6 protein-coding genes are annotated in these 12,336 nt (G+C 71.8%); 3 read left to right on the top strand and 3 right to left on the bottom strand.

Features of this window, described 5'->3' with window-relative positions:
* Nucleotides 1-15: 15 nt before the first annotated feature.
* Nucleotides 16-2,007: a DUF6541 family protein gene (locus I4I81_RS23285; RefSeq protein WP_218601966.1), complete on the bottom strand. Its 1,992-nt coding sequence runs from the start codon at nucleotides 2,005-2,007 to the stop codon at nucleotides 16-18.
* Between the two features lie 268 nt (nucleotides 2,008-2,275).
* On the opposite strand from I4I81_RS23285, the gene glf reads away from it, so the two are divergent.
* Together glf and I4I81_RS23275 are read left to right on the top strand one after the other, a co-directional pair.
* Complete coding sequence (gene glf, locus I4I81_RS23280) at nucleotides 2,276-3,466, top strand: UDP-galactopyranose mutase (RefSeq protein WP_218601965.1); 1,191 nt, start codon at nucleotides 2,276-2,278, stop codon at nucleotides 3,464-3,466.
* Nucleotides 3,467-3,575: 109 nt separating this feature from the next.
* Nucleotides 3,576-5,561, top strand: a complete 1,986-nt coding sequence (locus tag I4I81_RS23275; RefSeq protein WP_267460798.1) for a glycosyltransferase — start codon at nucleotides 3,576-3,578, stop codon at nucleotides 5,559-5,561.
* Nucleotides 5,562-5,597: 36 nt separating this feature from the next.
* On the opposite strand, the gene I4I81_RS23270 is transcribed toward I4I81_RS23275, so the two are convergent.
* A complete protein-coding gene (locus I4I81_RS23270) occupies nucleotides 5,598-7,508 on the bottom strand; it encodes a glycosyltransferase (protein ID WP_218601964.1) in 1,911 nt (636 codons plus the stop codon).
* Nucleotides 7,509-7,555: 47 nt separating this feature from the next.
* Entirely contained in the window at nucleotides 7,556-10,459 is a 2,904-nt protein-coding gene (locus I4I81_RS23265; RefSeq protein WP_218616339.1) for an arabinosyltransferase domain-containing protein, read from the bottom strand.
* A gap of 118 nt (nucleotides 10,460-10,577) precedes the next feature.
* On the opposite strand from I4I81_RS23265, the gene I4I81_RS23260 reads away from it, so the two are divergent.
* Nucleotides 10,578-12,323 carry an arabinofuranosyltransferase AftB family protein gene (locus I4I81_RS23260; RefSeq protein ID WP_226363526.1) on the top strand — a complete coding sequence of 582 codons (1,746 nt, stop codon included), beginning with the start codon at nucleotides 10,578-10,580 and terminating at the stop codon, nucleotides 12,321-12,323.
* Nucleotides 12,324-12,336 lie beyond the last annotated feature (13 nt).

Here is a 12,336-nt window from a genome sequence, read left to right as displayed (position 1 = left end):
TGGTCAACTCCGTAGTCAGTCGTTGTTCGGTGGAGATCCTGCGGCATCGCCCCCGCAGGCGGTGAGCTCATAGAGGAAGTTTCCCGAGGTATCACTTGCGACCATACGAAAACCGTTCTCGGGGCGCGTCAAGCCGGGGTACTGATTGATCCGGCTGTCCCAGGGCCAAAAATCCAGGTTGCCAACGAGCAGGTAGCGAACACCGAGCTTGTCGGCCACCGGACAGACGCGTCCATCTGTTGCGGCATCACGTAAGTGATCTGCCAGGAAGCGTTGATCGGAAGTCCATTCACCGTCCAGGTGCGGGAAGAGCACCTGTTGCCCGGTGAGTGCCCACAGCAAGGGGCTGCCGCTCCACGGGTTCTGCGCGACGACCGCAGTCGGGTCCGAGTCGGCTCGCACGATCTCGAAGAAGGCCGCCTCATCCGGGGACAGGAGTTCGAACGGAGGTTCGGTGACTCGGTACGCGTCATCGAGGAACTCGGCATGGTCGCGGGCGTACATGCCGCTCGACGCGATCACCAGCACTGCAGTCGCCAGCGCCCCGACCACCGCCGGTTCTGGAGGAGATGTGGTCAATCGACTCCACTGTCCATGGACGGCCGTGCCGATAGCCGTGAGCCCGAGCACGGCCAGCGGCACGCCAGTGATCGGTAGCATGGCCGCAAGTCGGTACGAGTCGTTGTACCAGAAGCCGGTGACTGCAGCGGCGATCGGAGTCTCCAGAGACGCTGCGAGTACGTACAACGCTCCGCTGATGGCATGTGCGGGGACGATCCAGCGCAGGTCGGGACGCCGCCAGGCAGCGGTGAGGCCCACGAGGACCACCCCTGCCATCGCCCATGCGGCCGACTTCCCGTTGGTGGCCCACAGCATGACTTCACCCACTGCGCCGGCCGGGGAGACGAATGCCGGCCAGTCGAATGCGCGAACGCTGTCGAACAGCGGGGACGTGAGCAACCCGACTCCGACCGCCGCAGCCGTCGCCGCGACGGTCATCGAGGCAACGGCAGCGAGCAGAGCCTGCCCGTTGAGTAGTCGGGATCGCACCCAGTGCCCGAACCACCACGCCGCAGCGGGCATCGAGAGAACAGCGAGACTGATCAGAGTGTTCGGATGTGCGAGGCCCAGGGTCACTGCTACCACCGGGACCAGGATCGCCGCCTTGAGTCGAGTGAGTGGTCCATGTTGGGGCAGGCCGGCTATCGAGATCACCGCGGCCAGCCCGATCGGGACGAGGCTCAGCCCCAGCAGATTCGGCCAGAGCACCCCGAACGTCATGAGGGACCATGGATAGGCGATGAAGCCGACCGCAACGATCGGTGTGGCGAAAGCAGCGAGCCATGACGGACCGACCATCTGGCGAACCAAGACGAGGCAGGCCAACGGCCAGACTACTGAGCCGACAGTCACCGCGACGATGTTTGAGGCGACCGGGATCGTCGCCCCCGTGGTGATGACAACCAGCGAAACCAGGCTGTGCCACGCTGCGGGATAGAAGGACAGGGCGGACGCTGGCACATTCAGCGTACCGACAACGAGCGACGACGCGTCTCCAATCATCAAGATCCGGGCGATCGTGTTGTAGTGGAACGTCGCGTCGTAGGTCTGCGAGACGGTACCGACCGAGCCCATGCCGCCCGCGGCTGTGATGACGCCGATGCCCAGCGCGACCGCCATTCCTGCGGCTGCTGCGGTGGCGACAGGCCACGGATCGCCCGAAGCGCGTGCGTAGCGCTTGCGCAGAGCCCGACGAGTCACCCCTGCGATCACGGCGAGGGCCAGCGCCGGTGCGAGGGCGGGCCACCCGCCCCATTGGATTCCCAGCCAGCCGGCTGCGATCGCACCGACGGCTGCAGATCCGACTGATATCACCGGCGCTGTTCCCCACGCGGCGACGCCACGCAAGCCCGCTGCGTAGGCGACCAACAGTCCGGGCAAAAGGAACCAACCGATTGCCGCCATCAGTAGCGGTGCGGCTGTGACCCAGGAGGGGAGCTCAGCCATTCCGACACCACGTCCTATGGATGCGAAGCGCTCGGACACGGTGAACAGGGGACGTCGCGAGCACGGGACGACACTAGAGCGACGGCGATGTCGAGAGTCATCCGGACACGTTCGATGAGTCTCCCGCCATGGGTCCGGTCCCGGTCCGGTCCCTGTGTGTACGTCGTCGTCGTGGCGCGCCGGCCATGCCGGGACTGTGGAGGGCGTCTGTGTCGCGTTCGCCTGGGTGGAGCCGACCTGCGACGGGGTCGCCGCTACGGTGGTCACCGTGAGCTACACGGACTACGACCTCGTGATCGTCGGCTCGGGCTTCTTCGGCCTCACCATCGCGGAGCGGGTGGCCGAGGAGCTGGACAAGCGGGTGCTGGTGCTGGAGCGGCGCTCCCACCTGGGTGGCAACGCCTACTCCGAGCGCGAGCCGGAGACCGGGATCGAGGTCCACCGCTACGGCGCGCACCTGTTCCACACCTCCAACGTGCGGGTGTGGGAGTACTGCAACCGGTTCACCTCGTTCACCGGCTACCAGCACCGCGTGTTCGCGAAGGTCGCCGACCAGGTCTACGCGTTCCCGATGAACCTGGCGCTGATCAACCAGTTCTTCGGGAAGTCGCACACCCCCACCGAGGCCCGCGCGCTGATCGCCGAGCAGGCCGGCGAGATCGACACGAAGGACGCGAAGAACCTCGAGGAGAAGGGGATCTCGCTGGTCGGGCGCCCGCTCTACGAGGCGTTCGTGAAGGGCTACACCGCCAAGCAGTGGCAGACCGACCCGACCAAGCTCGACGCGTCGATCATCTCCCGGCTCCCGGTGCGCTACACCTTCGACAACCGCTACTTCAACGACACCTTCGAGGGCCTGCCCGTCGACGGGTACACCGCGTGGCTGACGAGGATGGCCGACCACCCGAACATCGAGGTGCGCACCGACGTCGACTACTTCGACGTCCGCGACCAGATCCCGGCAGGCACGCCCACGGTCTACACCGGTCCGCTCGACGCCTACTTCGGCAACTCCGAGGGCGCCCTGTCGTGGCGCACGCTGGACTTCGAGCAGGAGATCGTGGACACCCCCGACTTCCAGGGTGCGCCGGTGATCAACTACAACGACGAGGAGGTGCCCTACACCCGGATCCTCGAGTTCAAGCACTTCCACCCCGAGCGGCAGTACGCGAGCGACAAGACCGTCATCGTCCGCGAGTTCTCCCGCTTCGCCGAGCCCGGTGACGAGCCGTACTACCCGGTCAACACCCCCGACGACCGCGCCAAGCTGCTGCGCTACCGCGAGCTCGCCCGCAAGGAGACCGCCAACGCCAACGTGCTGTTCGGCGGACGCCTGGGCACCTACCAGTACCTCGACATGCACATGGCCATCGGCTCGGCGCTGAGCATGTTCGACAACCGCCTCGCCCCGTACTTCACCGAGGGCAAGGCCCTGTCCGGCACCGAGTCCGAGGACTGAGCCGGGGCGTCGCGCCACGGCGTCCCACGCCCCGGCGGGTGGCCCCGCTCACGTCGCTACCCTCGGTGGCAGCACGCGCACACCCCCGAGCAACCGCGAGGACGACGCTTTGACGACCACCGCCGCCACGACCACCACCGCCGCAGCATCGGGGGCGACGACCTCCGACGGGCTGCTGCAGCGAGTGATCCTGCCGCGTTCCGGTGACCCGATCGCCGTCCGCTCGCTCTACCTCGACGAGCGCACCGGCCTCCGCCTGACGACCCCGCCCCCGCTCCCGGGCTCCCCGCTGCGCGAGGTCACCCTCGTCGGCACCGCGGCCACGGCCCGGCGCCTGCGGGTCGTCTCGCGGACCTCCGCGCTGATCCCGGAGCAGAGCGAGGTGTCCTTCGGGGCGTACTTCAACGCGTTCGCCGCGGGCTACTGGCGCCACTGGTCGAGCCTCACCGAGGTGCACCTGCGCCTGTCGCTGTCCGGCTCCGGCCGCGTCGACGTCTACCGCACCAAGGCCGACGGCTCGCAGATCTTCGTGGGCGGCCAGGTCGTCGACGGCCGGCTCGACCTCGACATGCCCCTGGACCTGCGCCCCTTCGAGGACGGCGGCTGGTACTGGTTCGACCTCACCACCGACTCCGGCGAGCTGACGCTGACCGAGGGCGGCTGGTACGCCGCCGAGGAGTCCGCGACGCCCGCGGCCGTCACGATCGGGATGCCGACGTTCAACCGGCCCGCCGACTGCGTCGCCACGCTGACCGCGATCGCCGAGGACCCGACGGTGCTCGACGCGGTCGTCGCCGTGATCATCCCGGACCAGGGCACGAAGAAGGTCCGCGACGAGGCCGGGTTCGCCGCCGTCGCGGCGAAGCTCGGCGACAAGTTGCGGATCATCGACCAGCCCAACCTCGGCGGATCCGGCGGCTACGCGCGGATCATGTACGAGGCGCTCGGCAGCACCGACTGCGAGCAGATCCTCTACATGGACGACGACATCCTGCTCGAGCCCGACTCGGTGCTCCGCGCGGTCGCGTTCTCCCGGTACAGCCGCGAGCCGATGCTCGTCGGCGGGCAGATGCTGTCGCTGCAGGCGCGCTCGCAGCTCTCCACGATGGGCGAGGTCGTCGACCGCAACGCCTTCCTGTGGCGCAACGCCCCCGGCACCGAGCCGCACCACGACCTCGCCGAGAAGACGCTGCGGCAGACGCCGTGGCTGCACCGGCGCACCGACGTCGACTACAACGCGTGGTGGATGTGCCTGATCCCGCGCGCCGTCGCGGAGGACCTCGGGCTGCCGCTGCCGCTGTTCATCAAGTGGGACGACGCCGAGTACGGCCTGCGCGCCCGATCGAAGGGCTACCGCACCGCCACCGTGCCGGGCATCGCGATCTGGCACATGTCGTTCCTGGAGAAGGACGACACCAGCGACTGGCAGGCCTACTTCCACTACCGCAACCGGTACGTCGCGGCCGCGCTGCACGGGCCCGACAACCCGCGCGCGCTGCTCGTCGACACCGTCAAGCGGTCGCTGCGGCACCTGATGCTCATGGAGTACTCGGCGATGGCGCTGCAGGAGATGGCGCTGCGCGACTTCCTCGCCGGCCCGGAGCAGCTGTTCCCGAAGCTGCCGGTCGTGCTCGGGGAGATCCGGGCCAAGCGCGCCGAGTTCGACGACGGGCGCCCGCTCGACTCGGCCACGCAGGTGCCCCTCTCCGAGCTCGACGCCCTGGCCGCCCAGGCGTTCCCGGAGCCGCCGACGAAGAAGCTCGCGATCGTCAAGGGCCTCGCGAAGAGCGTGCTGCACAACCTGAGGCCCGTGGACCCGGCGCACCAGGTCGTGCCGCAGCGCAACGTGCCGTCGAAGCAGGCGCAGTGGTTCGTGCTGTCCCGGCTCGACTCCGCCACCGTCTCCACCCCCGACGGCCGCGGCGTCACCTTCCGCCGCCGCGACCCCGCGCTGTTCAAGGCGATGATGAAGCAGTCGGTGGCGCAGGTGCGCGAGGTCGCACGGGTCTGGCCGGAGCTGCGGCAGCGCTACCGCGACGCCCTGCCCGAGCTCACCAGCCGTGAGGCGTGGGGTCGGAACGTCTTCGAGAAGTGACGGGAGGTGCGGGCGCCGCGCGGCGCCCGCACCGTCCTACTCGTCGATGCCGTAGAGCCGGGCCCAGTTCGCACGGCTGGTGAGCTGCGGCATCGCGTCGCGGTACCGCTGGGCCGCGGCCGGGCCCTCGGCCAGCACCCGGCGCAGCAGGCGGGCCCCGTGCTTGGTCAGCTCCAGGACCTTCGCGCGGTCGCGGGTGCGGATCCGGTAGCCCGTCTCACCCATGTCGGCGACGATCGCGCGCTCGAAGTTCGAGACGTGCCACCAGTGTGCGTCACCCGCCGGGACGAACCCGGTGCGGTGCGGGGCCCGGTTCGCGGCCAGGTACACCGCGCGCTTGAGCCAGGTGAGCCGCTCCTTCGACGGGATGCCGGGGTTGCGCACGACCTGGGCGTCGCGGAAGTCAGGGGCGTCGCGCGGCAGGTCGGTGATCGGGTGCACCACCGTCTCCGGGTACGCCGACCGGATCCGCCGGATCTCCGCGGCGGCCGCGGCGGACCCGTCGCGCAGGATGTCGGGTCCGTCCAGGAAGTCCTCGACGGCCGTCAGCAGCGTGACGGCGAGGCCGTAGTGCATCGCCACGAGGTTCTGCGCCAGGATCTGGCCGAGCCGCCGGACGATCCGCTTCGTCGAGAACGGGGTGTGCAGCGCGGCGGTGATGAGGCCGTTGCGCAGGTTGAAGTACCGGTGCCACTCGTCCCAGTCCTTCCACCCGAAGTCGGCGTGCCACACGCCGGCACCGGGCAGCGCGACCGTCGGGAACCCGTGGGCGCGGGCGCGGTAGCCGAACTCGATGTCGTCCCACTGGAAGAACAGCGGCAGCGGGTAGCCGATCTCGCGGACGATCGCCGCGGGGATCAGGCACGACCACCAGCCGTTGTACTCGGTGTCGACGCGCCGCTCCTGGTTGATCGGCAGGTCGCGCTCGTCGAGGCCGAGCAGGTTGGCCTCCTGCAGCGAGCCGGTGACGGGAATGCCGACGGTGAGGATCTCCGGGTCGGCGTACTCGGCGGCGATGTGCAGGTGCGTCGGGTGCAGCAGGTTGAGCATCTGCCCGCCGACGATCGTCGGGTGCGTGGTGGACGCCGCGAACGACGTGAGCCGCACCAGGATCTCCGGCTCCAGCAGCACGTCGTCGTCCATCAGCAGGACGTCGGCGTGCTCCTCCGGCGCGCCCGCGGTGGCGTCGAACAGGCCTCGCGTGAACCCGCCCGCGCCGCCCAGGTTGGGCTGGCGGACGTAGCGCAGCTGCGCGCCGAGCGCGGCCGACACGGTGGCGAACCGCTCGCGCGACTCCAGCGGGTCGGTGCCCTGGTCGACGACCTGGACGACCCCGACGCATCCGAGCGCGCGGGGGTCGTCGGCGAGGGCCTGCAGAGTGTTGAGGCAGTCCTCGACGCGGTTGAACGTGCAGATGGTGACGTCGGTGCGCGGCATCCGCTCGGGCCGCGGGACGCTCCACTCGACGCCCGACACCGTCATCTCACCGGTCTCGGTGGACAGCTGCAGGTAGAGCCCGCCGCCGTCGAGGAAGCGGTCGATCTTCGCGGTGAGCGTGACGACCTGCTCGCGCGCGTCCTCGACGTCCTGCACCGCGACGATCCGCCACACCTTGTTGGTGTCGGAGGCGAGGATGCGGACGCGGCCGGTGCCCGAGATCGTGAGGGCGACCTCGATCTCGGAGACGGCCGTCCAGCGCTGCCAGTAGGTGGCGTGCACGCGGCCGAAGTAGGTGTTGGTGCTGACCCGGGTGGCCGGGGCCAGGTGCACGCGGTCGCGCTCGCGGCGGGCGGCGCCCGCCTCGACGACGGAGTAGAGGTCCTCCGGGACGAGGCCCGACGGGCCGAAGAACAGTCCCCGCTGCGCGAGGATCCGTCCGGTGACCGGCGCGGTCGGTTCAGGGGCGGCCGCGACGGCGCTGTCGGTGCGGTCCGGGGTGGTGAGCATGGGGAAGGGTCGTCCTCCGGTCGGGCTCGGTGTCTCGGTTCATTGTGTCAGCCGACCGGATCGAGCCCGGGCACCCGCGCCTGTCCGGTTCGTCCCCATCCGGGCACGGTCTCGGACGTGACGACCGGCGTTGCTCTGACCAGCGGTTCCAGCGGGTCCCAGCGGACGACCCGGGCCGCGTCGCGCGTCGGGTCGCCGTCGAGGTAGGTGGCCATGGTGCGTTCGGTGACGAGTAGCCGGGGCCCGGCGAAGGGACCGCCGAACTCCGGTGCGTAGGTGATTGCCGCTGCATCGTCCTCGGCGGGCGGGGCGACCCGCCATGCTGCGAGGCCCGCGACCCCGTCCCGGATCGGCTCGGGCTCGAGGCAGGGGAACAGGAACGCGACCGGCCAGTCGAGGATCGCGGTGCTCCCCGGCGGCAGGAGGTCGGTCATCCGGGTCAGCCGGGGCGCGCGTGGCAGCGTCACCAGCGCGTGTGGGCCGGCCGTGGTCGCTCCTGCCACGACGAGCCGCACCGACTCGGCCCCCGCGGGAGCGACGTGCCGGGCGTCACCGGTGCCGAGCGGACGCACCGCCAGAACCGAGCCCGCGGCGTCGCCGAACTCCATGCGGAGCACGTCGCCGGGGCGCAAGGTGCCGGTCGTGGTGACGACGACGGGCAGCGTCCCGTCGCGCTGCTCCGGGTCGAGGGTGAACCAGGCGGTCGTGGACGAGCCGGTCACCGCGATGCCGCGGACCAGCGCACCGCCGACGTCGACCGTGCGCTCCCCGCGGGCGGCCGGGACGGTCCGCGCTGGGAGCAGCCCCACGGCCGGGTCGGTCTCCACCGACAGGCGCTCCTGCAGCCCGCAGGGTGCACCGCGCAGCGTCGACACGGCGTCGGAGGCGAGGGTGTAGCTGTCGCGGTGGCCGACGGCCGTGCGCGCCAGGCTCAGCACCTGCAGGGCGAGGACGGCCACCAGCACCACGGCGAGCACCGGCACCGGGCCGGGCACCCGCTGCGGTACGCCCGGCTCGGGCCGGGCCACCGCCCGCGCCCCGGCGCGGCGGGCCGCGAGCACCGCCACCACGGCCAGCCCGACCAGCACCAGGATCGTGGCCACCGCCACGCCCGCCACCTGCGGCGGGAGCGTCGAGAACGTCGGGGCGAACCAGCCGGAGGCGTAGGGCCAGGCGTTGTACCCGGCGAGCACCACGGACCCGACGGCCACGCAGGCGGACAGCGCGGCGGTGAACGCGCGCGGCCGGCTGCGCAGCGGGGTCGACCGCCACGCCACCGCGCCCGCCACCAGCACCGCCGCACCGATCCCGCCGAGGTCGCCGAAGTGCTGCGTCCACTTCGTCGGGGTCGCGGTCATGACGGCGAGCGACAGCAGCACCGACGCGGCGAGCCGGAACGCCGGGCCGCCGGCGAGCCCGCTGCGGCCGCGGCGCAGCGCCACCAGGACCCCCACGGCGGCCAGCACGGTCACCAACAGCGCCGCGCGCCGCCCGATCCCGCCCTGGAACCCGCCTGGTTCGAGCAGCAGCGCGTAACGCTCGTACTCCTGGTACCACTCCACTCCGCCGCCGATCAGCTGCCGCACCCGCGTGGCCTCCAGCACCGCGGCGAGGCTCTGGTCGGAGAGCATCAGCAGCACCGCCGACGCCGGGGCGGCCAGCGCGGCGACGAGCAGGGGCCACCGGTGCAGGTCGGAGCGCGCACGCACCAGGCGGATCAGCGGGACGGCCGCGGCCAGGAACGGGGTGAACGCGACGATCCCGCCCGGCGTCAGCGCCGTGGTGGCCCCGGCGAGGGCGAGCCCCACGGCGGTCGGGAGGAGCCGCCGCGTCGCCACAGCCCGCTCCACGGTGAGCAGTACACCCATCAGACCCAGTGCCACCCACGGCTCCGGTCGCAGCCCCAGCTGGTACGGCACCCACCAGGTCCCGAACGCGAGCGCGGCGAGCCAGGGCAGCTGCGCCGCGCGGCCCAGCCGGGGGAGCAGGGCCCGGGACAGAAGGAGCCAGGTGACCAGTCCGAGCAGGGTGGCGGGCAGGCGCATCCACAGCGTCGAGGCGGAGACGAGCGACCAGAGGTGGGTCAGGTCGTAGAACCAGCTGAACGGGGCCTCGGGCGCGTTGAGCCAGCGGTAGACGTTGCCCACGAACCCGTTGCTGCCGCGGCTGCGCACGATCCCGCTGATGTAGCCGTCGTCCACGGTGACGGCGCCGACCACCCACCACACGCCGAGCAGTGCCGTCACGGCCGCGTCGACGGGGCGGGGGAGCCACCAGCGGCGGGGGAGCAGCCGGACGCGGGTGGGCCCGTCGGCGCGGGTCAGCGCGGCGAGCATCCCGAGCAGCGCCAGCACCCCCACCACGGCGATCCCGGCCTTGAGCGGGGAGACCGTGGTCTCGAAGCGGGTGTCGGCGGTCAGCGCGAGGGCGACGCCGCTGTCGGCGTCGGTGAACGCCCCCGCGACGGACGGGCGCACGTCACCCTCGCGGGTGAGGACCACCTCCCCGTCGACGCGCACCTCGGTGCGTCCGGGGTCGGACGCGAGCACGATCGCGCAGGGTCGGTCGGGGACCACCACCGCACCGAGGTCCAGGCCGGCGCTCGTGACGGACAGCTGCCCGTCCGCCGAGTCCAGGCGCAGACCGTGGAGGGGTTCGGCGGCCGGGTCGGGGCGCAGCGGCACGGTCGAGAGCAGCACGCCGCCGCGTCGGGCCGCGTCGCAGCCCGTCGTGACGGTGAGGGCGACCGGCTCGTAGGGCATCAGCGGGATCGCCGCGGGGCCGTCGCTCGCGGTCCAGGAGTACGCCGCGCGCGACTGCTGCACCGGCGCGAGCGGGAACGCGACCGCGGCGAGCAGGGCGACCAGGCCCAGCACCAGTACCGATCTCGCTCGGGAGGAGGCGGGGGTGTGCGGCGCCTGCGGGGCCGCCGACCGCGCGGGCGAGAGCACGGCGTCACCCTAGGCGGGCCCGACCGTGCCCCCTCGAGCGCCCGGGTGACCCATCGCCGGGCGTGCGAGACCCGCCGGGGACGATGGTCCGGACCCGGACCGGCCCCAAGTCAGTGAGGTGGCGACCATCAGCGCGACCGTCGAGGCGGAGCCCGCGGGCCCGCCCCCGCCCACCTCGCCGCGACCGCGGACGGCCACCGCCACCACCGTCGGGTTCGCGGTGGTGCTGGTCGGCTTCGCCGTGCTGATCTGGCACCGCCGCTGGATGAGCGACGACGGGCTGATCGTGCTGCGCACGGTCCGCCAGCTCCTGGCCGGGGCCGGGCCCGTCTTCAACCAGGGCGAACGCGTCGAGGCCAACACCTCCACGCTGTGGACCTACCTGCTCGCGCTGCCCGGCCTCGCCGGGGTGTCGCTGAACTGGGCGGCCGTGGTGCTCGGTCTCGTGTGTTCGGTGGCGGGGGTCGGGTTCGCCCTCGACGCCGCGCGGCGGCTGTTCGGGGGCACGCGGTGGATGGCGCCGTTCGGGGCGCTCGTGGTCGTCGCGCTCCCACCGTTCTGGGACTTCGGCACCTCCGGGCTCGAGACCGGCCTGATCATCGGCTGGTTGGGGTTCACCTGGTGGCTGCTGGTCGGCCGGCTGGAGGCGCACCGCTCGGGCGGCGGTGGGCGGGCCTGGCCCGTCGCGTTCGTGCTCGGTCTGGCCCCGCTCGTGCGTCCCGACCTCGCGTTGTTCGGGTTCGCCGCGGCGGCCGCGCTCGTCGTCCTGGAGCGCAGGCGCGGGTGGCGGGAGATCGCCGGGCTGGCGGCCGTCGCCGCGGCGCTGCCGCTGGCCTACGAAGTCTTCCGGGCGGGCTACTACGGGCTCCTCCTGCCGGGCACGGCGCTGGCCAAGGAGGCCGGCACGTCACGCTGGCGTCAGGGCTACTACTACATGCGCGACCTGACCGATACCTACTGGCTCGCGATCCCCGTGCTGATCGGTCTCGTCGCAGCGGTGCTGCTGCTGGTCCGGCTGCGCCGCACGGCCACGGTGGCAACGGCCGTCGTCGTCGCGGTGCCGTGGGTGTCGTCCGCGCTGCTCGCCACGTACGTGACGAGGGTGGGGGGCGACTTCATGCACGGCCGGATGCTGCTGCCCGCCCTGTTCTGTCTGACGCTGCCGCTGGCCGCGGTGCCGTTCACCCGGCGCACCGCGGTGCCGGTGTTCGCGATGACGGCGTGGGCTGCGGTGTCCTTCCTCGCCCTGCGTCCCGCGTACGACACCCTGGGGCCCAACTGGATCGCGAACGAGCGCCTCTACTACGTCGTGATCGTCGACCGGCCGAACCCGATCGTGGCCGAGGACTTCATCGACCACCCGGTCGCCCCGGAAGGCGTGGCCGAGCTCGCCGGGGCGCCCGGGCCCTCGCTGGCCCTGCCCGGCCCCGGCCCGGACGGCCTGCGCTGGTGGCTGTTCCCCACTCCGGACCGGCCGAGCACCATCACCTGGCTCAACCTGGGCGTCACCGGGGAGTTGGCGCCGCTCGACACCCGCGTCCTCGACGGGGTCGGCCTGACCAACCCGCTCGCCACTCACGCGACGTCGGTGCCCGACGGGCGGATCGGGCACGACAAGGACCTGCCGCCCGAATGGTTCGTCGCCGACTCCGGTACGACGGAGACCGGCTTCGCCGACCCGGCGGGCATCGCGGCCGCACGGGCGGCCCTCGCGTGCCCGGCCACGCAGGAGCTCCTGGCCTCCTACCGGGACCCGCTGACGCTGGACCGGTTCGTGCGCAACGTCACCGGAGCACTGGAGCGCACGTCCTACCGCTACGACCGCGACCCCCGCGTCGCAGCGGAGTGCCTCCCCGCCGACTGACGTGCATGATCGG

Origin of the sequence: Pseudonocardia abyssalis, from assembly GCF_019263705.2 — a bacterium.
Classification (GTDB): Bacteria; Actinomycetota; Actinomycetes; order Mycobacteriales; family Pseudonocardiaceae; genus Pseudonocardia; species Pseudonocardia abyssalis.
Note: the sequence above shows the minus strand (reverse complement) of the source record. Positions and strands in the feature narration are given on the sequence as shown.

Coding starts and splice junctions, on each gene's coding strand:
- I4I81_RS23270 (WP_218601964.1), bottom strand. CDS start 7,508: ATGCTCACCACCCCGGACCGCACCGACAGCGCCGTCGCGGCCGCCCCT.
- I4I81_RS23285 (WP_218601966.1), bottom strand. CDS start 2,007: ATGGCTGAGCTCCCCTCCTGGGTCACAGCCGCACCGCTACTGATGGCG.